Source organism: Blastopirellula sp. SH421, from assembly GCF_057808535.1.
In genome coordinates, this window is record NZ_CM173712.1 from 4495244 (window position 1) to 4514423 (window position 19180).

The 19180-nt window shown below is 56.1% G+C and carries 17 protein-coding genes; 6 read left to right on the forward strand and 11 right to left on the reverse strand.

All coding sequences use genetic code 11. From position 1 onward, the window contains the following. The first annotated feature begins 111 nt into the window (after window positions 1-111). Window positions 112-522 (forward strand): hypothetical protein, encoded by a 411-nt coding sequence (locus tag SH421x_RS18260; protein WP_488851168.1) that lies wholly within the window; start codon window positions 112-114, stop codon window positions 520-522. Between the two features lie 448 nt (window positions 523-970). Here SH421x_RS18260 and miaA read toward each other — a convergent pair whose 3' ends face one another. Then, entirely contained in the window at window positions 971-1936 is a 966-nt protein-coding gene (miaA, locus tag SH421x_RS18265) for a tRNA (adenosine(37)-N6)-dimethylallyltransferase MiaA (protein ID WP_488851170.1), read from the reverse strand. A 116-nt stretch (window positions 1937-2052) separates the two neighbouring features. On the opposite strand from miaA, the gene SH421x_RS18270 reads away from it, so the two are divergent. Next, the gene (locus SH421x_RS18270) at window positions 2053-2394 is read left to right on the forward strand and encodes a phosphoribosyl-ATP diphosphatase (RefSeq protein WP_488851172.1); all 342 of its coding nucleotides are present in this window, start codon (window positions 2053-2055) and stop codon (window positions 2392-2394) included. 36 nt (window positions 2395-2430) lie between these two features. Beyond that, the gene (gene hisG, locus SH421x_RS18275) at window positions 2431-3282 is read left to right on the forward strand and encodes an ATP phosphoribosyltransferase (RefSeq protein ID WP_488851174.1); all 852 of its coding nucleotides are present in this window, start codon (window positions 2431-2433) and stop codon (window positions 3280-3282) included. 88 nt (window positions 3283-3370) lie between these two features. Here hisG and SH421x_RS18280 read toward each other — a convergent pair whose 3' ends face one another. Continuing rightward, window positions 3371-5908: a protein-disulfide reductase DsbD family protein gene (locus tag SH421x_RS18280; protein WP_488851176.1), complete on the reverse strand. Its 2538-nt coding sequence runs from the start codon at window positions 5906-5908 to the stop codon at window positions 3371-3373. Window positions 5909-6085: 177 nt separating this feature from the next. Further along, window positions 6086-7090 (reverse strand): phosphotransferase, encoded by a 1005-nt coding sequence (locus SH421x_RS18285; protein WP_488851178.1) that lies wholly within the window; start codon window positions 7088-7090, stop codon window positions 6086-6088. A 262-nt stretch (window positions 7091-7352) separates the two neighbouring features. Between SH421x_RS18285 and SH421x_RS18290 the strand changes: the two genes are divergently transcribed. The 3 genes from SH421x_RS18290 (at window position 7353) to SH421x_RS18300 (ending at window position 10966) form a co-directional block, all read left to right on the forward strand. Then, complete coding sequence (locus SH421x_RS18290) at window positions 7353-10115, forward strand: zinc-dependent metalloprotease (RefSeq protein ID WP_488851180.1); 2763 nt, start codon at window positions 7353-7355, stop codon at window positions 10113-10115. A gap of 158 nt (window positions 10116-10273) precedes the next feature. Next, window positions 10274-10621 carry a P-II family nitrogen regulator gene (locus SH421x_RS18295; RefSeq protein ID WP_488851182.1) on the forward strand — a complete coding sequence of 116 codons (348 nt, stop codon included), beginning with the start codon at window positions 10274-10276 and terminating at the stop codon, window positions 10619-10621. 6 nt (window positions 10622-10627) lie between these two features. Beyond that, window positions 10628-10966 (forward strand): hypothetical protein, encoded by a 339-nt coding sequence (locus SH421x_RS18300; RefSeq protein ID WP_488851184.1) that lies wholly within the window; start codon window positions 10628-10630, stop codon window positions 10964-10966. A 92-nt stretch (window positions 10967-11058) separates the two neighbouring features. Here the strand turns inward: SH421x_RS18300 and SH421x_RS18305 are convergent, their stop codons facing one another. From SH421x_RS18305 to groL (SH421x_RS18340), 8 genes are all read right to left on the reverse strand, one after another. Next, on the reverse strand, window positions 11059-12321 hold the full coding sequence (locus tag SH421x_RS18305) for a hypothetical protein (RefSeq protein WP_488851186.1): 1263 nt from the start codon (window positions 12319-12321) through the stop codon (window positions 11059-11061). A 75-nt stretch (window positions 12322-12396) separates the two neighbouring features. Beyond that, the gene (gene yacG / locus SH421x_RS18310) at window positions 12397-12579 is read right to left on the reverse strand and encodes a DNA gyrase inhibitor YacG (protein ID WP_488851188.1); all 183 of its coding nucleotides are present in this window, start codon (window positions 12577-12579) and stop codon (window positions 12397-12399) included. 81 nt (window positions 12580-12660) lie between these two features. Continuing rightward, window positions 12661-13008: an FmdB family zinc ribbon protein gene (locus tag SH421x_RS18315; protein WP_488851190.1), complete on the reverse strand. Its 348-nt coding sequence runs from the start codon at window positions 13006-13008 to the stop codon at window positions 12661-12663. A gap of 172 nt (window positions 13009-13180) precedes the next feature. Beyond that, window positions 13181-13780, reverse strand: a complete 600-nt coding sequence (grpE, locus tag SH421x_RS18320) for a nucleotide exchange factor GrpE (RefSeq protein WP_488851192.1) — start codon at window positions 13778-13780, stop codon at window positions 13181-13183. 17 nt (window positions 13781-13797) lie between these two features. After that, window positions 13798-14961, reverse strand: a complete 1164-nt coding sequence (gene dnaJ, locus SH421x_RS18325; protein ID WP_488851194.1) for a molecular chaperone DnaJ — start codon at window positions 14959-14961, stop codon at window positions 13798-13800. Between the two features lie 133 nt (window positions 14962-15094). Continuing rightward, on the reverse strand, window positions 15095-16711 hold the full coding sequence (gene groL, locus SH421x_RS18330) for a chaperonin GroEL (protein WP_488851196.1): 1617 nt from the start codon (window positions 16709-16711) through the stop codon (window positions 15095-15097). A 54-nt stretch (window positions 16712-16765) separates the two neighbouring features. Next, on the reverse strand, window positions 16766-17071 hold the full coding sequence (locus tag SH421x_RS18335) for a co-chaperone GroES (RefSeq protein ID WP_488851198.1): 306 nt from the start codon (window positions 17069-17071) through the stop codon (window positions 16766-16768). 72 nt (window positions 17072-17143) lie between these two features. Beyond that, on the reverse strand, window positions 17144-18829 hold the full coding sequence (groL, locus tag SH421x_RS18340; protein WP_488851200.1) for a chaperonin GroEL: 1686 nt from the start codon (window positions 18827-18829) through the stop codon (window positions 17144-17146). Between the last annotated feature and the right edge of the window lie 351 nt (window positions 18830-19180).

Sequence of the window (19180 nt, forward strand, 5' to 3'; positions counted from 1 at the left end):
CGAGGTATTACGTGGCGAACTGTTGGGGACCAAAATCACAGGCACAACGCCTGCGGTAACTGAACAAAGTTCTTCTCTGGACGTGCAGAGCTTGGGGACATCTTAGCGCCTGTGGTTGAAACGCCAAATCCTTACCAGTCTCCAGTCGCCGATGATTACGAGACCTGGTGGTCGAAACTTCGCCGCTGGTTGATCGGGCCGATGACTGGACCACCTTTTGAGCGCGGTGGAAAAATCATCACCGAGGGGATCATGTTCTACCTCGATTTGAAAGATGCGTCGCGGCTGTATGCCTCGTCACCGTCAACCGACCAGTCGGATGCCCGGCTGAATCTGGTCGTCTCCGAGGCGATCCGCGTCTTTCCGCGATTCCTGAGCGACCACCCTCATTTGCAATCTTACGTGCAGGGACGCGAACTGACGGTCCGCTTGATTAATAAGTACGCCTGCAAGCCGACTGAATTCGTTCGCGAATATCGCTTGGATTGGGACTACGTGTCACAAATCCTCGAAGAACCTTAAGCAGACACCTAACCAGCCCAAGCTGCCCAGTCAGACCTGACAAAGTCTAAGGATTGTCTTACCATATATCCATACTTTCCATTCCACCAAGTTCCCCGTTGGGTTTCACTTGGGCAGAGCGTTTGTTTAAGGATGGCAACTTCAGAAGGGTTGCCGGGCACGTTTGCTGCGCGAATGGGTTTTGAGGTGGATTGACGGCAAATCGGCTGGACGCTGAGGATACGCGATTATGAAGGGGATGCATTGGATGGAACAATTGAAAACGCGGCGCTGTGCAGTCGGCTCGGGGAGACGAATTTCGAACTCGGAAAAAATCCCCAGCGAGGATGTACAGTTTTCGTGCTTCTTCATTTAGATGCCAGCACATTTCCTTCGCTCGCGCGTTCGGAATAGGAAGAATCTTGCCACGCAAAAAAAACGATGCAGTCCGGTCCGCTTTCCGCTTTTCTTATCCGCCGGCGATTTCAGCCGCGATTCGCGGCGGGTCCAACTCGCCGGTCAGCGTTACCATTCGGCATTCCGCTAGACTGCGGAACCAAGTGCACTGGCGTTTGGCGAATTGCCGGGTGCGGACTTTTACTTTTTCGATCGCCGCGTTCAGAGTGCATTTGCCTTCCAGATGATCGATCACTTCGCGATAACCGACGGCTTGTAAGGCGGTGCTGCTGAGCGGCGCGTCGAGCGCGAGCAGTTGTTCGACTTCGGCGACCAGACCGGCGCTGAACATTTGATCGACGCGGCGGTTGATTCGCTCGTGTAATTCAGCTCGTGGCCAATCGAGGGCGAAGACGCGGCAATCGGCGGCGTCGCGGCCTTCGTCAAAGTCGTTCTGCAGATGACTGATCGGCAGGCCGGTGACTTTATAAACCTCTAAAGCTCGGATCATTCGCCGAATGTCTTTGGCGTTGATTCGCGCGGCTGAAAGGGGATCGACTTGCTTTAAGCGAAGATGCAGCGCCTCGGCGCCGACCACAGCAACTTCTGCTTCCACCGTCCGACGAAATTCGAGATCCGGGGCCGGGCCCGAGGTAAGCCCGCGGAGCAAACCTTTTAAATAGAGCGGGGTACCGCCGACAAACAGCACCTGTTTGCCGCGAATGCGAATGTCACGCACGGCTTCGGCAGCCAGATCCAGATAGTTGGCGACGCTTGAGTCTTGGCTCGGTTCAAGCACGTCGATCAGGTGATGCGGGACTTGGGCCTGTTCGTCAGGTGTCGGCTTTGCGGTGCCGATATCCATGCCGCGAAAGAGTGCCATCGAGTCAAGCGAGATGATTTCGGCGTCGATTCGCCGCGCTAAATGCAGCCCGATCGCCGATTTACCGCCGGCCGTAGGACCGGTTAAATACCAACAATCGAGAAAATCGACCTCTTCGGAAACGTTCATCAGCGGGGGTAACGGGGTAAATTTCAAGAAGATTCAGTGGTTCCCAGCCATCGCGGCAAGGCGAGCAATTTCGCAATTGCCCCTTCCCAGCTAGAATAGGAGCCTTTGCCGCCCATTCCCCTCGCTAGTAGTGAAGCCTCGCAGTGCCCAACGAATCCCACATTCTCGCTCAATTGATGGCGGTGATCGAGGACCGTAAGGCCAATCCGCCCGAAAAATCGTACACCACCAAGCTATTTGCCGGTGGAGTCGACAAAATCGGCGGCAAGATCATGGAAGAAGCGGCCGAAACGGTCGAAGCGGCCAGCGAACCCGGCGACGCAGGCAGGGCTCACCTAATCTACGAAGCCGGCGATTTGATTTACCACCTGTTTGTGTTGCTGAGCCACCAAAATATTTCGCTGACCGAAGTCGAACAAGAATTGGCCCGACGATTTGGCGTCTCGGGCATTGATGAAAAAGCGTCGCGAACAGCCGACCAATAACCGCGGCCGACCGCCCACCCCCGATAGATTCGCTTTATGGAAAATCTTCGCATCGGCGTTCCCAGTAAGGGACGTCTGGCCGAACTGGCCACTGAACTGTTGAAAGACGCGGGTCTCAGCTTCCGTCGCCAAGATCGCAGCTTGTTTGCGCTGGTCAAAGACGCACCGGTAGAGATCACCTTTTTGCGCACTGACGACATTCCCGTGTTGTGCGCTGAAGGCGCGATCGACATGGGGATCACCGGCAGCGATCTGGTCGCCGAAGCCGGAGTTGATGTTGTCGAACGACTAGCGCTCGGCGTTGGCGGTTGTCGCTTGGCGGTTTGCGTGCCGATTGACAGCAAGATCCAATCGGCCGCCGACTTAAACGGCGCCAGGATCGCAACCAGCTTTCCGCATGTGACCGAAACCTATCTGGCCCAGCATGGCGCCAAAGCCCACATGGTTACATTGTCAGGCAGTGTCGAAGTGATGATCTCGCTCGGCGTCGCCGACGCGATTGTCGACCTGGTCGAAACCGGCAGCACGCTAGCCGCCAACCGACTGCGCATCTTTGACGAGATCGGTCGTTACGAAACGATCCTGATTCAAAACAAAGAGCCGCGCCAGTTGGAGATGGCCAATCGCGTGGTCCGTCGCTTGGAAGGGGTTGTGATCGCACGCAGCTACTCGCTGCTCGAATACAACATCCCTCGTGAAAAACTGGCCGAAGCCGAACAGATCACGCCCGGCTTCAACTCTCCGACGGTCAACGCACTGGAAGCCCCCGGCTGGTGCGCCGTCCGCGTGATGGTTCACCGCAAAGAGGTGATATCCGCGATGGAGCAGCTAGAAGCGATTGGCGCTTCTGCGATCCTGGAAACGCAGATCGCCAACTGCCGCCTGTAGGTGGGCGATCCGGAATCTCGCAGGCGCGATGCTCTTATCGAGTCTTCGTGAAAAGAGCATCGCGCCAAGACGAAGCTGCGGTAGACAATTAATGCGTCGCCATCGCCGTCTTGGTTGCCGCCGAATCAGAGACCGGCCCAGCACTGCTAGATGGCCCGGCATCCTGTAACAGGTCGATCACGTCTTGCTTGGTGATCACATCGCTTAGCACGTAGACTTCGCCGGGCCGATTGGCCGGAAAGACGGCGAACATCGGGATCGAGTTATAGCCGAGCCCGTTTAACAGTTTCTTCAGCGGTGGATCCTCATTGGTGTAGTCGATGATCTTGGGGACGACGTTGTTTTGAGTCACCACCGCCGCGACTTCCTGCGTATCAATCGCCGTAGCGAAGTTGTACTTGCAGTTTGGACACCAAGTCGCGGTAAAGTCGACCATCACCGTTTGCCCTGACTTTTGCAGTGACAACAGGTCTTGCTCAATCGTCGCAAACTCTGGCTCAGTGACATGCTGCCAAGCGATCTGCGTCTCTCCATGGACCAGGAGCGTAAACGAACCATACGCGCCGATGATCGCGACGGTTAGCGCTATGCCCCAATATTTCATCGAGACGCCAAACTCAGACCCCGGCGGCGTCAGTTGCAAAATCCAACAACCCAGCCCTAAAAAGACCAACAGCGCCAAAGTCGGCAACAGATAGTCTTGATCGACGATCGTCAGCATATAGACGACCGTTCCCAGCAACACAAAGCCCATCAGGTTTTTGAACGTCTCCATCCACGCTCCCGGCTTCGGCAAAAAGCGAATCAACGACGGGAACGCTGCGACAACCAGATAGGGAGAGGCCATCCCCAGCCCAATGCAGGTGAAGATCAGGAAGGTGACATACGGCTCACTCGCCAACGTAAAACCAAAGACCGGCCCCAGAAAAGGTCCGCTGCACGGAGTCGCCAACAGGGTGGTGAAAATCCCTTTGAAGAACGCACCGCTATAGCCTTCTTTGGAAGTCAACTCGCCGGCGGTCGTGCCGCCGATAAAACCGGGCATTTGCAATTCCCAGACCCCCAAAAAGCTGAGCGCCATCACAAAGACCAAGCTCAGCAGCGGAATCGAAAACCAAGGATTGCCAAACTGCGAACCCCACCCTTGCGCTGCGTTGTCGCCGGCAGCCGTTTCGCCCAATACATGGGCGCCAATCGCCAAGAAGGCCAGCGCCCAGAAGACAGAAAGCAATCCGAGCGTATAAACCGCGTTCAATCCCAGTACGCGGGCGCGATGCTCGCCCCCTTGATGTGCAAAGGCCATGATCTTCAGACCAACCACCGGCAGCACGCACGGCATGAAGTTCAACAAACCGCCGCCGACCAGCGCCAACAACATCGCCATATAAATGCTGGTGATCTTTTCAGAGTTCACTACTTGCCAGGTCGTGCCGGCGCCTACGGCCTCTGCTACGCCGGGCTGTTGCGGCACTTCAAGCGAAGTTTCGACTTCGCCGCCGGCCGCCGCTTCGGCCGCCGCGCTGTAGGGCGCTTCGCTCAACGCGAGCAGCGTACTGGTCGGATCAGTCGCAGCTCCCACTTGCACCAACGCTTCAAACTTAATTCCATGCGGACGATCACAAGTTGCTTCGGTGCAAGTCTGATACCCGAGAAAACCAACAATCGGATAATCGCCAGGCGGCGTATCTTGGGGGACAGCGATCTCAAACGACCAACTAGTATTGCCAACGTGATACTTCAGCGGCGCTTCGCCAGGGATCAACTCGTGCGAGACGATCGGATTATCGGTTTTCGGCGTCGTCATCTTCCACGGCGTCGCTGACGCCAACCCCATGACGGTTGGCTTGTAGATCAATGGATCGACGGTGTCGTAGGCGTAGACGTGATAGTCTTCGGTCACGTCGATCGTCAGCGTGACCCGCACGCGGCCCCCTGGTTCGACGATCGACGGCGTGACGGCGCCGCGGATGATCGAGTGCCCGCCCGGCGTTTTGTAGTCGCCCAGTTTGCCGGTGACTTTGTAGGCACTCGCAGGCATGGTCTTTGAAGTGGCGCCGAAATCGGCAGGTACTTCCAGTTTGGCCTCACCGGCGTAGGCAGCCTGCAAACTGGTCCGCTGCGGCACGCACGTTCCGGTGTCCGAGCAAGCTTGTCCCGAGTATTGAATATCAAGCTTCAGCGTTTTTGGATCAACTGCGTCCGCCCACTTAAACGGCGCCTTCCAAGTGACCGAGTGATAATGCTTCTCTTGCGGAACCGTAATGATCTTGTCAGCAGGAACCACTTTGGGCTTTTGATCGGTGGTGAACTTGCCCACCGCGGTGACGTTGGCAGTTGGCGGCAACGTCAGCTTCGACGGCAAGGGCCCGCCAGGCTTCTGCGTAATCGAATAGAGATACCAACCATCGGCGACCGCAGCGGTCACTTCGATCTGGCCAACTTGTTTTTGAGGATCGATGACAAACTTGCCGGTCATCATCAAGTTGGGATCGCTTCCGGCGAGTCCGTTATCGAGACCTTCCAATCCGGCGAACGGATCAAAGCCTTGCGCCTGCACGTGGGACGCAATCACCAAGACCAGGAGAGTAACGCAACTCGACAATCGCAAAACAAGCTTCGAAGACATGCTTGAATCAAACTCGAAGTGAGTGAATGGACAGCGGGAAACTCAGCAAGCGGTAGGTAACGTGGATCGCACTGGCGTTGCGCGACACGCTTTATTCTATCCTTCATCCTTTCATTTGCTCCACCACAAGTCGGTGAAACAATCGACAGTTCCGTCGCTAGCAGCGGAGCAGACACTCTATTTCAATAGAAACTGCAGTCGACGTAAAGAGATATCTAGCCGAGAAACAACCGCCGCCGGCTGCGGAAATTGTCGCCGATCGAGTGCAATCCACTCAATCCATTGCAGTGGAGTTAACAAAACCGCAGATCGATCAAACACCGCAATCGCTCGACGTTCTGCGGCAGATAGCGGCAGTTGACGCTCATACCGCGTCAGAAAATCGTCCCAGCAATCGCGATCATCCTCAAACAACGAACCGCACAGACGAGCCAAATCGCCAGCTCTCGATTCGGTTCGAACGGCGCCAAAATCAATCACGCCGGTCACCAGATTGTCTGTCAGGAAAATATGTTCTCTATGAATATCGCGGAGAGATGCCGAGAGCGGCAACGGCGTCGCGATCGCTGCGTGCAGTTCGTCCCGAATGCCAGACGATGCGTAGGCGAACCATTGCAGCGCCTGCTGCGCGATTGCCGCAAACTCGGGCCAACCAAGACGCTCGATCGCGTCTCGCACCGAAGCCAAATCGATCGCTTCCCAGCGCATCAGCATCGCCAAACGTTGCTGTAGCCCTGGGGACGGTTCTAACGAGCAAGAATCTTGGGCCGATACGCGGTGGATCGCGGCGATGGCCGCCGCAACGGCATCCTGCTGGGGGGGCAGTATCTGCTTGTCGTTCAAGATCTCGCCAGGCATCCACTCGGCCAATTCCCAGAGACAGAAAGCTTTTTGTATGAACGATTCCCCCTCTGCCGTCGTAAACAGTTTAGGAATGAACTTTAGATTCGATTCGCGCCACTGACGTTGTAGAGAGTGAATCAGGCGTAGCCGGGTCGAAGTTGTTTCTGCCGGCCATCGACGGAGGGCGTAAGAGCGGCAATCGCAATCGATTCGCCAAATTTCACCGCCGCTCCAACCACCGGCCGAACCCAGCGAAGTGATCTGACTCGAATGTCGCTGAAGTTCGGGAAACCGCGGAAGTAGGTCGAAGACACGAGCATTCCTGCCAGATTTAGACAAATTCGGAGATTGATCAGGGTTGTCAAACATGGCGCTACTGAAAAAATTGGTCTACTCGTTCTAATTCCCCTGCGCGGAATTATGCACATTTTTTGTCATCTAACTGCCGGATAACTTTTCCTAAATTCGCCCATGTGTGAAAATGGGGTATATTTTAGCACCCTGATATTCCTCATGCGGCGGACACGCCTTTTCACTTCGCAGCTTGTCGCTACGTCTGCCCCCCAACAAATTAGCTCCCCCGCATAAAGAGAAGATGATAATGAAACTGTCGACCCTGCTGCGGTCAACTCTTGCGGTTTTGATAACCGCTGGGCTGATGTCCGCTTATTGTCCGCAGTCGGCACAGGCCGACGAGGAGGCCGCCGCTAAAGACGCGGCCGCCGAAACGGCCAAATCGAATGAGAATGCTGACAAAGTCATGGCGACCACCGGCGGTCCTTCAGGCGGTGAGGAAAGCGGTGGAAGTTCGTCGAGTGCGCCAGAACATACCCGCATTTTGAAGGACTTCAAAAAGGTCGACGGTTTAATCCCCATGCACTACAAGGGGAATCGTCTGTATCTAGAACTTTCGTCGCAGCACTACAGCGGCGAGTACATTGTGCTGATCTCGATCAGCCGTGGTATCGGTCAGTACCCGCTGTATGGAGGCTTTAGCTGGGGTTTTGGCGACGACTGGATTTGGCAGTTCCGCAAGGTAGACGACAATGTCCATATCGTGCGCAAAAATGTCCGCTTCAAAGCCGACAGCAACAAGCCTGAATCCCGCGCCGTCAAGCACGCCTACGGCGACAGCGTCTTGTTTAGCTTGCCAGCCGACAAAAAAGGGCCCAACGGCGGCGATCTGGTGGACGTCACCTCGGTCTTTATGAGCGACCTGCCGATGATCTCGGACGTGTTGCCGGGCGCATCGTTCTCGCCCAGCAAGTCGGTCTTCAGCGAAGTCAAAGGCTTCGCCAAAAACATCGAGCTGGAAGTCGCAGCGACTTACCAAACCAGCGGTCGGATGAGCATCGACTCGGTCCCGGATAGCCGCGGCGTGGGGATCGATATTCATTACTCGATCAGCAAGATTCCTTCTAACGGTTATACGCCTCGCTTGGCGGATGATCGCATTGGCTACTTTTTGACAGTGGTGAAAAACTTCTCTCAGTCAAAAGATGACCAGTTTGTCCGTTACATCAATCGCTGGGACCTGAAGAAAGCGGAGCCGGGCGAGAAGATGTCGGAACCGGCCGAGCCGATTCGTTTTTACCTAGAAAACACCGTTCCGTACAAGTATCGCAAACCGATTCGCGATGGCATTGTCGAGTGGAACAAAGCCTTTGAGAAAGCTGGCTACATCGACGCAGTTCGCGTGTTGCAGCAAGAAGACGACGACACGTGGGATCCAGAGGACGTGAACTACAACACGTTCCGCTGGATCACCTCGGACGCCGGTTTCGCCATGGGGCCATCGCGCACCAACCCGTACAACGGTCAGATCCTGGACGCGGACATCATCTTTGACGCTTCGTTCCTCAACTCATGGCAACAAACGTTTGAAGATATCAACCCGCAGGGGATTGCCGCGTTGACTGGCGGTTGGCCAGAACGTCAGGCCGAAATCGACAAGCTGACCGGCGTTGTTGCGGGCCGCTCGTCGAACGCTGCTCCCAGTTCAGCCTGCATGCTGGGTCGCGGTATGACCAGCCAAATGGCTTTCGCCAATCTGATCGCCGCCGAAGGCGCAGCCTCGGTGGAAGATCGTGAAGAAGTTCGTGAAAAACTGTTTATGCAAGGTTTGAAAGAAGTCACGATGCACGAAGTGGGACATACCCTCGGCTTGCGTCATAACTTCAAAGCCAGCAAGTTCCGCTCGCTGGAAGAGATGAATGATCTCAAAGACTCGACGGACGGCATGGTCTCAAGCGTGATGGATTATGTGCCAGCCAACATCTCGCCCAAGGGTGAGAAGCAAGGCGACTACTTCCCGCAGACGCTGGGCAAGTATGACGTCTGGGCGATCGAGTACGGCTATACCCCATTCTCAGGCGGAACCGATGGAGAGAAAAAAGAGCTCGACAAACTGGCGACTCGTAGCGGCGAACCAGGTTTGACCTTCTCGACCGACGAAGACACGACCAGCAGTGCTCCTGATCCGGACTCAAACCGCTTTGACTTTGGCGAAGACGCGATCAAGTTTGCCGAGCGTCAGTCGAAAGTTGTTCAAGAAGCGATGGATGACTTGGTCAATCGAGTCGTGAAAGATGGCGACGATTACTCGAAAGCTCGACGTGCGTTCAACGTGCTCCTCAGCACGCACGGTCAGGCGATGTTCTTCGTTTCTCGCTATGTCGGCGGCGTCCACACCAGCCGAAGCCACAAGGGAGACAAAGATGCCGAGCCGCCGATGAAAGCGGTCGATATCGAAAAGCAACGTGAAGCTTTGACTCTGCTCGAAGAGCAGGTCTTTAGCGATAAACCTTATGAAGTCGATCCTTCGATCTACAACCAACTGGCCCCATCGCATTGGGATCACTGGGGATCATCCTCGACGACGCGGCCTGACTTCCCGATCCACAGCTACATCGAGATGTGGCAAGATCGCGTCTTGTCGCAGTTGCTATCGTCAGGCACTCTGACCCGGATGCACGATTCGGAGTTGAAGGTCGCCGAAGACGAAGAAGCAATGACAACGGCCGAGTTGATCCAGCGTCTGACCAAATCGGTCTACAGCGAGTTGGACGGCATCAAGAAAGGGGACGACGAGTTCACCAACAGCGATCCTGCGATCAGCAGTCTGCGTCGCGGCTTGCAGCGGAACTATCTCCGCCGCTTGTCCAACATCGCGCTGGGCGACTCGTACGCTCCGGAAGATTGCCAAACGATCGCCTATGTTCAGTTGCACGATCTCTCGAAGAAGATCGACGGCACTTTGAAGAAGAAGGTCAAACTGGACGCCTACTCGCAGGCCCACCTGCTAGAAACCAAGGCGCGAATCGACAAGGTGCTCAACTCTCAGCTGATCTTCGCGTCGCCGTAAGACGACGATTTTCAATCCGACACGCAAAAGCCCTCTCCCCGCCAGGAGAGGGCTTTTTTTATACCCATCCGCTCTCCGCTTTCCGCTCCAGTCGCCTATCGCTCGGCGATTCGCTATCCTACATAGCTGTAGAACTTTGCGCCGCAGGAGAACCTTCGATGAAGATGATCATCGCTCTCATTCAGCCGACCAAGCTTGACTCGTTGCGTGATGCGCTCAAGGAGATTTCGGTTGAACGTTTTACCGTGACCGACGCCGAAGGTTATGGGCGCCAGCGGGGACAATCGGCCACCTTTCGCGGCGTTGAATATCAAACCAGATTGTTGCGTAAGGTCTCTATCGAGCTGGTCGTGAACGACGATTTTGTCGAGAAGGCGCTAGCGACCATCGAGAGCGTTGCTCGGACTGGGCAAGATGGCTGTATCGGCGACGGCAAGATCTTTGTTCTGCCGGTAGAGCAAACCATTCAAATCGGAGGAGTCGCCCGCGGACCTGCGGCCGTTTAGCGCACCATGAAAATTGTCTATCTGACTCGCGACCTGATGTTTCCTAGCCAGGCCCAACAAGCGGCCAGGCTGGGTGGCGTAACGCTACAAGTTATCGGCTCGCCTGAACAATGCCCAACAGCAGTGGACGACGAGACCACCAAAGTAGTCGTCGATCTCTCTACGACCGATACCTCCCTGGCCGATCTGGCAGCCGCGCTGCTGGCCAAGAAGCCCGATCTGCAGCTAATTGCCTATGGTCCGCACGTCCAAGTCGCCCGCCTAGCCGCCGCCAAGTCAGCCGGCTTTCAAACGATGACCAATGGACAAATGCACAGCGGAATGCGAATGGTGTTTGGGGAGTAAGCGCAGAAAAGCCGAAAGCAGATCGAGCAAAGCGGTTGGAAGCTGGAGAGACGGCGGACTCACCGCAGGCTCTCACTTCGATTGGCTCGCTCTCAGCTTTCCGGTGGCGGAGTCGACTCAATATTCCCCGGTTCGTCAGTTGATTCCCCTGCTTCGGTCGCAGAGGCCGGCGGTGGGAAGCGGACTTCTCCTTCGAGCGTCACCTCGTCGAGCTCGGCCTGATCGACGTCGTACCGCAACAGCAAATAGATCGCCGTCGCCGCGATAAAGAAGAAGCCGTAGACGTAGCCGTCGATAATCCGAGCAACCAGGCTGCGCCAGCAATGAATGATCTTTGCACCTTGGCTAATCTCTGGCAACGCTACCGGAACTCCAACGCCGGGCGTCACCTGGCGGAAGAGTCTCTCGCTCGGTTGGATTCCGGCAAGTTGCAAGTCGCCGAGTCTTTCGCCCCCTGATCCGATGGCGAACGCCCAGTCGGTCATACCCAGCGAGACAAATACAATCAGCGATGCGACAAACAGTCCCAACGTACCAATCGCCAGAGACACGGCGGCATAGAACGCGTAATAGAGCGGACGCTGCGTCACATAGGCGTAAGAACGACTGAGAGCGTCAAACGAATCGGACGCTTCGGTCGCGATGGCGCCCCACATCAGCGGCCAGCCAAACAACAGTGGAATCAACAACGCAGCGGTCATCACGCCGCCGATCAAAGCGAGAAAGTAGAGGATGCTGGAAATCAGCAAACCTACGTCGCCCAAGTAAGAGAGCAAACCTAACAACACCGCCGGAATTGCGAACGCCAACACTCCCAGCAGCGGAAATAGCGGCGCCGTAAAGAATGAGAGAAATCGCGAAAGCCCAAACAGCAGCGCGTTTTTGATTCCACAGCGTTCGTCCCGAGTCAGCGACAACGCGGCGATTCGACAGATCGCGCCGCCAAAAACCGACCAGACGGCGGTCGCCCAAAGTGCACAAAAGGCGCGGTACGCCATGCTATGGAGCGAATTGTGAACCGAGAAAAACAACCGATAAGGACGCGTTGCATGCACCCAAACTTCCTGGATCGGATCGGCAATCAGCAGGATCGTCCCTAATTTGCCCTCGGCGGCCTGCTCAACCGATCGCTGCGCCAGCAGGTGCGGATGGACGACCTCACTCTGAGGGCGTTCTTCCGGCGTCAAAAAAACCTGGGCGGCGCCCCACCAGCCGAGATCGACCAGCAAAACGCCGGCGATCGCCAATAGCAGCACGCGCAGCTGAAAGGATAAGCCAAAGGTGCGTAGTAATAAGAGCCAGGGGAAGACATCGCGCCAGGAAACGGAGCGGAGCACTTCACGGTCTGCAGTCATTCGAGATCTCCTCACGCATCGGGGGTGTAACCGAGCGTGGGAGCATTATAGGACCGATGCGTCGCGGTTAAAACGTCACTCGTAGTCGTCGTCCGGAATTTCTCCCGAGAGTTGGCCAAATCGCTTCTCAATATCGATCGGCATCGAGTGACCTTCGTTGAGCCAAACGCCCAGATCGATCTGACGACACCGTTCACTACAGAACGGCATCGCCTTGGTCACCGCAGTAAACTCTGTTTCGCAAGTTGGGCATCGCATAATGGACTATTGTAGGGCGAAATTGCTTGTCGTGCCACGGCTCTGTGAGCCGTAGCGATGGAAAGCCAACGAAGACAACGACTAGTCCTTTGATTTTTTCGAGCCTTTCGAGCCCCCAGAGCTTTTCGGCTTCGCTTCGCTCTTGGACGAGCTTTTTGCTTCGCTTGAGGAGGAACTACCGCTCGAATCGCTGGACGAGGAACTGCTGCTTGAAGAATCGCTGCTGGCGCTCTTCTTGTAGGAGTCGCTGCGGTAGTCGGTAATGTAGAAGCCGGAGCCTTTGAAAATCAAACCGCCGCCGGTGCTGAACAAGCGGCGCAGCTTCTTCTTCTTGCACTTTGGGCACTTGGTTAACACCGCATCGCTGAGGTTCTGAAATTCTTCAAACTGATGCTGGCAAGCGTCGCACTCGTATTCGTAAGTCGGCATCGTCAGATCCGGAAACGGGATTGTTTCCGCCTTGGGGAATTTGAGCTAGTTAAATACCGTGAAACTAGCCCGCAGCGCCAGCGAGGGAAGCCGGCTGGCTACTTCGAACCGGTTGGGAACCGCCAAGCGGATTCCCTCGCTGGCGCTGCGGGCTAGTGTTCAGTCGGTTGGGTTAAACGCTTTCGTCGGCAGCTGCTGCCGGACTGCCGGTCGAAACAATAACTTGAGCAGGACGAATCACGCGGTCATGCAGTTGATAGCCGTTTTGCGTCACCATCAGCACGTGGCCTGCGGGGACTTCTTCGCTCGGCTGTTGCAAGATGGCGTCATGCAAATGCGGGTCAAACGGTTGGCCGAGCGCATCGATGGTCTTGCAGCCGCGGCGCGACAGCACGTCCAGCATGCTTTGAGCGACCATCTTGACCCCGGCCATAATACCGGCCGCTTCCGGTGATTGACCGGCCGAATCAAGAGCGCGATTCAGGTTGTCCATCACCGGCAACAGGTCGGTAATCAACGGCACGTCGGCATATTTGATTGTGTCATCCACTTCGCGCCGCATGCGCTTGCGGAGATTTTCCATATCGGCCTGAGCCAACAAGATTCGGCGTTCGGCTCCGGCCAAATCGTCGCGCAGCTTGTTTGCTTCGGCATCCACAGAGTCGTTGGCCAGCGCTTCGTCGACTGCACTGAGATCCTCTTGCAGCGCGTCACTATCGAAGACGTTCAGCGGCTTTTCTTCAGGAGAAGAATGAGAAGATTCTTTCGACACAGGCTCGTATCCTTCGTTTATTTTTCTTTCACGGCGCCGTCATCGTCGCCGGAGGAAAACAAGTAATCACGAATCGATTCTAGGAACGACTTCCGGTGAGGACTGACGTTCGCATGCTCGATTTCGGCAAGTTCACGCAGCAACTCTTCCTGCCGCGTATCCAATTTTTTGGGCACTTCGATATACGTTTGCACATAGAGATCCCCTTTGCCGCGACCATGCGGATCAGGCATCCCTTGGCCGCGCACTTTAAAGACCTCGCCCGATTGCGTTCCCTTAGGAATTGTTAGATTGTGGGCTCCGTCAATCAACGTGGGGACTTCGATCTGGGCGCCGAGAACCGCTTGGGTATAGCTAATCGGCATTTTTAAAATCAAATGCTCGCCGTCTCGTTCAAACAGCTTGTGCCGCCGCAACGAGATAAAGCAGTAGCAGTCTCCGGCGGGTCCGCCATTGGGACTGGGCTGCCCTTCTCCGCTAAGTCGCACACGCATCTGGTCGTCGACGCCGGCCGGAATGTTGACATCTAGTTCGACGCGTCGGCTTTGGAAACCTTGACCCCGGCAGCTGCGGCAAGGGTCGGTAATTTTTGCTCCCGCGCCGCCGCACGAAGGACAGGTCGTCTGCACGCGCAGGATGCCGGCTTGCTGCACGACCTGGCCATGTCCCCCACAGCGTGAACAACGCTCTGGCTGCGAACCGGCCGCGGCGCCGCTTCCCTTGCAGGTTTCGCACGCTTCACGACGATCAAAGCTGACCGTTTTCTCGATGCCTCGCGCCGCTTCTTCCAAATCAAGCGTGACTTGAACTTTAACGTCGGCGCCTTTGCTGACGCGACGTCCGCTGCGAGCACGACCGCGACCACCAAACAGGTCGCCGAACATTCCTCCGCCAAAGATATCGCCGAACGCTTCGAAGATATCTTCCGCGTCCGAAAAATGACGATGTCCACCCTCGACGCCGGCATGCCCATATTGGTCATAGCGACTCCGTTTTTCACCATCGCTTAGCACCTCGTACGCTTCCGCCGCTTGCTTGAACTTGAGCGAAGCGTTTTCGTCGTCGGGGTGGCTATCGGGATGATACTTGATCGCCAGCTTGCGATAAGCCTTGGAAATCTCGTCGCCGTTCGCGGTTCGCGCAACGCCGAGAACCTCGTAGTAATCCGTTTTTACGGCCATGTCCTCAGTCCGAAGCATAGTCAACAAAATGGGCTGCCTTCTTCGAGGGAAAGCAGCCCATTCCTGTTTTTAAAACAGGAAACGGACACCGGTAGTCCGCTTCCTTTTCCATCGGGAAGATCCGACGTCGAGCTTAGCGAATGACGCCTTCGACGCGGGTATTCTTATCTTCCTTATCAAAGTTGGTCACCATCGCTTCGGTGGTCAATAACAGACCAGCGATGCTAGCGGCGTTCGACAGCGCAGTACGGACAACCTTGGCCGGGTCAATGATGCCGGCTTTCAGCATATCGCAGTACTGTCCGCTATGAGCGTCGTAGCCAATGTTGGCGCCCTTTTGCATCACTTCGTCAACAACCACAGCGCCGTCGATGCCGGCGTTGTCGGCGATTTGCTTCATCGGAGCGGACAGGACGCTCAGAATGATGTTGACGCCGATTTTCTCGTCACCCTTGGCCGAGGAACGAGCCTTTTCGACCGCTTCTTTGCAGCGAACCAGCGCCACGCCGCCGCCTGGGAGAATGCCTTCTTCCAGAGCCGCACGCGTCGCATGCAATGCGTCTTCGACGCGAGCTTTGGTCTGCTTCATTTCCGCTTCGGTTTCGGCTCCGACCGCGATCACCGCGACGCCGCCAGAGAGTTTCGCCAGGCGTTCCTGGTACTTCTCTTTGTCGTATTCGCTTTCGGTGTCTTCGATCTGCTTCTTCAGCTGAGCGATACGTTGCTCCAGCGCCGACTTGTCACCCCCCCCTTGGACCAACGTGGTATTGTCCTTGGTGACGGTGATCCGCTTGGCCTTACCCAGTTGGGCCAGCTGAACCTTATCGAGCGTCACGCCCAGGTCTTCGCTGATGACCGTTGCGCCGGTCAAAATCGCCATGTCGGCCAGCATCGCTTTGCGGCGATCGCCAAAGCCGGGGGCTTTGACCGCACAGACGTTCAGCACGCCGCGCAGTTTGTTGACGACGAGTGCGGTCAACGCTTCGCCATCGACGTCTTCGGCGACGATCAACAGCGGTTTGCCGGTGCCGCTGACTTGTTCCAAAATCGGAACCAGGTCACGAATGCTGCTGATCTTTTTCTCGAACAGCAAAATATACGCATTCTCCATCTCGCAATCCATTTCAGCCGGATTCGAGATGAAGTAAGGCGAAACGTAACCCTTGTCGAACTGCATGCCCTCGACGTACTCAACGGTCGTTTCGCGGGTCTTGCCTTCTTCGACGGTGATCACGCCATCTTTGCCGACGCGGTACAGCGCTTCGGCCAGCAAATTGCCGATCGCGTGGTCATTGTTGGCGCTGATCGCGCCGACGTGGGCCACTTCTTCTTTGCCTTTGACCGGCTTGGCGGTCGCCAGCAGTTGCGCCTCGGCGGCGGCGACAGCTTTCTCGATACCACGACGAATCGCGGCCGGGTTGCTGCCGGCGACGATGTTGCGGATACCTTCTTTGAAGATCGCACGAGCCAGCACGGTCGCCGTGGTCGTACCGTCACCAGCGACGTCAGACGTCTTGCTGGCGACTTCGTTGACCAATTTGGCGCCCATGTTCTCGAAGCGATCTTCGAGCTCAATTTCTTTCGAGACGGTCACGCCGTCCTTCGTTACGGTTGGGCCGCCGAACGACTTGTTGATGATGACGTTACGACCAGTCGGCCCCATCGTCACCGCGACGGCGTCGGCCAGCTTGTCGATCCCCTTGAGCATTTTGCTGCGGGCATGATCGTCGAAAAGCAGTTGTTTCGCCACGCTTGAATGTCCTTATATGGAATGATTCAGAAAGACTAACTCCCTGACGGGCGACTAGTCGTTGACGACCTTGGCGAGAATTTCGCTCTCGCGGAGGATCTTGTATTCCTCGCCGTCGATTTCGATGTCACTGCCGCCGTACTTGCCGTAAATCACTTCGTCGCCGATCGCGACCGACAGTTCAGCGCGGGCGCCGCTATCCATCAGCTTGCCGGGGCCCACCGCTAACACGGTGCCGCGTTGCGGTTTTTCTTGAGCCGAACCCGGCAGCACGATGCCGCCAGCGGTTGTTTCTTCGGCGTCCAGCGGTTGCACGACGACGCGGTCATCCAGCGTGCGAATCTTCAGTTTCTTGGCCATATGCGTCTATCCTTCGTCTATGTTTTTTTGAATTTGTTAGAAGCGGTATCCAGAAGAGTAAACCGAATCGGCTTACATCATGCCCGGCATTCCCATGCCGCCCATGCCGCCCATGCCGCCCATTCCTCCCATGCCGCCGTGATCGTGATGATCATGGTCGCCGCCCGCATCGTCATCCGAAGGAATTTCGGTGATCAGCGAGTCGGTGGTCAGCAACAGCGAAGCAACGCTCGCGGCATTGAACAATGCAGTGCGAACCACTTTGGCAGGATCAATCACACCGGCTTCGACCAGGTCTTCGTAGGCTCCGGTGTCAGCGTTGTAACCTTCGTTCGGCTTCTTCTGCTGACGAACGCGGTTGACGACAACCGAACCTTCGACGCCGGCGTTTTCCGCAATCGTGCGAAGCGGATATTCCAGCACTTTGGCGATGATGTCAGCGCCCAGCTTTTCGTCCCCTTCCAAGCCCAGTTTCTTCAAGGACTTTTCGGCACGCAGCAAAGCGACGCCGCCGCCAGGAACGATACCTTCCTGCAGCGCGGCCTGGGTAGCGCTCTTGGCGTCAACCAACAGATCCTTGCGTTCTTTCATCTCGGTTTCAGTGATCGCACCACAGTTGATCTGGGCGACGCCACCGGCCAATTTGGCGAGACGTTCTTGCAATTTCTCGCGATCATATTCGCTATCGGTCGCTTCGATCTCACGACGAATCTGATCGACGCGTCCTTCAATCTCTGGCTTTTTGCCGGCGCCGCCGACAAAGATCGTGTTGCCCGATGAGATCTTGACCTTCTTGGTGCGGCCCAGATCTGACAGCTTGACGCTCTCTAGATCAATGCCGAGATCCTTGAAGACCGGGGTCGCACCGGTGAGAACCGCAATATCGCCCAGCATCGCTTTGCGACGATCGCCGTAGCCGGGGGCTTTGACGGCACAAACGCTGAGAATGCCGCGAAGCTTATTGACCACCAAGGTCGCTAGAGCTTCCCCTTCGATATCTTCGGCCAGAATTAGCAGCGGCTTGTTGGCCTTGCTAACCGCTTCCAAAATCGGAACCAGCTTTTTGGCGGACGAGATCTTTTCTTCAAAGACCAAAACGTATGCGTCACTCAGTTCGACGGTTTGGGCGTCTTCGTCGGTCACGAAGTGCGGCGAGAGATAGCCGCGATCAAACTGCATCCCTTCGACCACTTCGACGGTCGTTTCGTTGCCGCGACCTTCTTCGACGGTGATCACGCCATCTTTGCCGACCTTCAAGAAGGCTTCGGCCAAGACTTTGCCAATCGCCGGATCGTTGTTTCCAGCGATCGTTGCGACTTGTTCAATCTCTTTCTTGCTCTTCTCGTTGATCTTAACGGCCATCTTCTGGACCGCATCGCTAACGGCGTCTACCGCTTTGGCGATGCCGCGTGATAGGGCCATCGCGTCAGCGCCAGCGGCCAGCATCTTCAAACCTTCGCGATAAATCGCTTCGGCCAAGACTGTGGCGGTGGTAGTTCCGTCACCGGCGACGTCATTCGTCTTGCTGGCGGCTTCTTTGACCAATTGGCAAGCCAGGTTTTCGTAAGGATCATCCAGATCGATATCCTCAGCGACGCTGACGCCGTCCTTGGTTACCTTCGGCGAACCCCAACCTTTGTCCAATACTGCATTGCGGCCGCGCGGGCCCAGCGTGCTTTTCACAGCGCGGGCCAGCTTTGTTACGCCGTCTAGTAGCGGTTGGCGCGCTTCGTCGCCAAAAACCATCTGTTTCGCCACGTTTGGAATCCTCCTCTTGTGGAATCAACGACTCTCGCTGTCGCCTGGGCCGAATTGCCACAGGAATCGATCAGCGGATGGGGATGAATTGTCTCGTTCTGGTCACTCTGCGGAGTCAGCCAACGTCTAGAATGGCAGACCAGTCAAAGCGACGCATACACTAAAGCAACCGCCGTGCCAAAGTGTCGAGAACTTGGCTAACTTGCCTACTGCAAAGCAGTTATAGATTTTGAAGTTTCGGCGACTGGCCGCTGATCCTCTGGTAATCGCCCATTCGTGCCAAATTGGCAGCAGGCGCATCAAAAGGGTCAGGTCTCTTCTCCACGGTGGAGAAGAGACCTGACCCTTTTG

Bases quoted from the DNA above. Each gene is read 5' to 3' on its own strand.
- hisG (WP_488851174.1), top strand. From the start codon at position 2,431: ATGGAAAATCTTCGCATCGGCGTTCCCAGTAAGGGACGTCTGGCCGAA.
- SH421x_RS18280 (WP_488851176.1), bottom strand. From the start codon at position 5,908: ATGTCTTCGAAGCTTGTTTTGCGATTGTCGAGTTGCGTTACTCTCCTG.
- SH421x_RS18290 (WP_488851180.1), top strand. From the start codon at position 7,353: ATGAAACTGTCGACCCTGCTGCGGTCAACTCTTGCGGTTTTGATAACC.
- SH421x_RS18295 (WP_488851182.1), top strand. From the start codon at position 10,274: ATGAAGATGATCATCGCTCTCATTCAGCCGACCAAGCTTGACTCGTTG.
- SH421x_RS18300 (WP_488851184.1), top strand. From the start codon at position 10,628: ATGAAAATTGTCTATCTGACTCGCGACCTGATGTTTCCTAGCCAGGCC.
- SH421x_RS18305 (WP_488851186.1), bottom strand. From the start codon at position 12,321: ATGACTGCAGACCGTGAAGTGCTCCGCTCCGTTTCCTGGCGCGATGTC.
- yacG (WP_488851188.1), bottom strand. From the start codon at position 12,579: ATGCGATGCCCAACTTGCGAAACAGAGTTTACTGCGGTGACCAAGGCG.
- SH421x_RS18315 (WP_488851190.1), bottom strand. From the start codon at position 13,008: ATGCCGACTTACGAATACGAGTGCGACGCTTGCCAGCATCAGTTTGAA.
- dnaJ (WP_488851194.1), bottom strand. From the start codon at position 14,961: ATGGCCGTAAAAACGGATTACTACGAGGTTCTCGGCGTTGCGCGAACC.
- SH421x_RS18335 (WP_488851198.1), bottom strand. From the start codon at position 17,071: ATGGCCAAGAAACTGAAGATTCGCACGCTGGATGACCGCGTCGTCGTG.